Origin of the sequence: Aquimonas voraii, from assembly GCF_900101825.1 — a bacterium.
GTDB classification, from domain to species: Bacteria; Pseudomonadota; Gammaproteobacteria; order Xanthomonadales; family Xanthomonadaceae; genus Aquimonas; species Aquimonas voraii.
Genome location: NZ_FNAG01000033.1, coordinates 1 through 2,118, shown reverse-complemented (window position 1 = coordinate 2,118; position 2,118 = coordinate 1). Strand labels below are relative to the sequence as shown.

At 60.4% G+C, this 2,118-nt stretch carries 1 protein-coding gene; it reads left to right on the top strand.

Features of this window, described 5'->3' with window-relative positions:
- The first annotated feature begins 351 nt into the window (after window positions 1-351).
- Window positions 352-768: a hypothetical protein gene (locus BLP83_RS18075; RefSeq protein ID WP_091246295.1), complete on the top strand. Its 417-nt coding sequence runs from the start codon at window positions 352-354 to the stop codon at window positions 766-768.
- The last annotated feature ends 1,350 nt before the right edge of the window (window positions 769-2,118 follow it).

The following is a 2,118-nucleotide window of genomic DNA, read 5'->3' as shown; positions in this document are numbered from 1 at the left end:
GCGCGCCTACGGCCGCGACGACTTTCGTGCGATGGTCAAAGCCAAGACCCAGCGCTTCGCCAGCGTTCGGCCGGCACATCGGCCGGCCAGATCAAAGAACGCGAGCGGGTAAGTGAACCTGACCCCGTTTTTTTCGTGCGATGGTCGAAGCCAAGACCCAGCGCTTCGCCAGCGTGCGGCCGGCACATCGGCCGGCCAAATCAAAGAACGCGACCGGGTAAGTGAACCTGACCCCGTTCTTGAGGCCTGAGGCGCCACGCTGCTACTTTTCTATGCCCGCCCCGGGCTCTCCCGCTCGCCCACCGCAACGGACACGGCAGCGTCGCACTCTCGCGGCCCCTCAACTTGACCATGACAGCGCCCACCCTTCCGATCGCCAATCCCTGCCGGCCCGCGCGCCTGCGAACACTCGCCCTGGCCGTACTCGCCCTGAACTCACTCAACCTGTCTGCGGCGCTGGCCAGCGCTGCCGAGGACGAGGACGCGCGCGAGGACCGGATCTGGGCGGTGGCGTCGGCATTGGCCACGGCGGACGCCGTACGCGAGCACTGTCCGACGCTGAAGGTGGACGACGGCGTCGAGTCACGCCTGATCGCCTCGACCGGATTGGACCGCACAGCGCTCACCGCCCATGAGAGCTACCAAGACCAGGCTGCTGCGGAAGCCTGGGTCCGCGACTACGCGGGCGACCGCACCTGGATGGCCTGCGATAACGCGATGTCGACGCACGAGGACATCGCTCCCGGACTGGTGACGCGTCGGCGCTGAGCAACTGGTCGTTGCGGTGCCCCGAGCCGGAAGCTGGGCCCACCGGGTCGCGTTGGACGGTTCGCCTTTGAGTTCTCCCCGCCATTGAAAATGAACCTGACCCCATTTCTTGGGCGTGGTGCTGATGGATCCGTGGCGGGACTGAGCGTGAGGATGTGTCAAAACAAGACCTGACCCCGGATTCCGAACACAACCGCGAGAACTCCCAAGACCCAAAAAACCCGTTCAATCAATTCGAGTCTCTGCTCTACAGTCTTTGCGCTCATGCGTAACTCCCGGCAGTTTCGATGAGAGTGAGATCGAGAAGGGTGGGCTCAACTTCACTTTCGAAAGGGGGGTAAGTGAACCTGACCCCGTTCTTGGTTGAACCTGACCTCCTTTTCGGCCGCTTTCCACCATCCCTCAGGGATCTTTGCCGATCGATACCCCCCAGACTTGGTCGGAACGCCTCGCTTGAAGTACTCCTCGCGAAACCTGAAAGGCGCCGTCATTGCTGCGCCCTCAAGCCAAGCCCTCTGATCCAGACTGTCCCAGCTGAACGGAAAAACGAAAGTAGGCTGCAGAAAGAGGCCCTGAGCTCCGAAATGAAGACCGAGAGTTGACTGCGGCTTATTCAAGTCGGGGAACTCACGCCATCGAAGCTTGAGTAAGAATGAGACCTCTATTGGCCCCAGCTGTTGCCGCGGCCATTGCTCGCAGAAGAAGAAAAGCTCGAGAGCGGCAGCAAGCTTATCGGGTTCAAGGAACCACTGAGCACCTGCACCTGATTCAGGTCCTAACCTCGCTCGCGCTTCTCTCAAGGCCTGCTCGGCGATTTGTCTCTCAGTCCGTTTGCTCGGGGCCCAGCAAAGGACCTCGATGATACTGGGAGCGTCGACGATGCAGTGAAGTGAGAGAAAGCTCTGCGTCTCCTGCCACGCGTCAGCCGCGTCACGAGCATTTGACTTGTGACCAAAGCCCGCTGACTTTGGTGGTCTGTACGCGAGAAGCTCCGACATCGCCATGACAGTTTACCGTTTGATGCGAGGGTTGCACGAGCAGCGTAAACCGTTAGCCATCCCCTCCATGGAAGAGCTAGGTCTCACCTTCAAGTCAGAGCACCCGTATCCGCCCTGACAGGCTTTTGGCACTCGATGAGTTCGGCAGTAGCTTTCCGAGAAGAATTGGAGAAGATTGGGGTGAGACTTACTTTTGAAAGCAGGTAAGTGAACCTGACCCCCTTTTCGAGTAGAAAGTGAACCTGACCCCCTTTTCGGCTGACCCCGCACCCCGTCCAGCAAGCGATCGGTGCAGACCACTATCGCGCCCTGCTCTCCGAGGCGATCAGCGACGAAGACCTGGCCGCGATCC

Coding starts and splice junctions, on each gene's coding strand:
- BLP83_RS18075 (WP_091246295.1), top strand. CDS start 352: ATGACAGCGCCCACCCTTCCGATCGCCAATCCCTGCCGGCCCGCGCGC.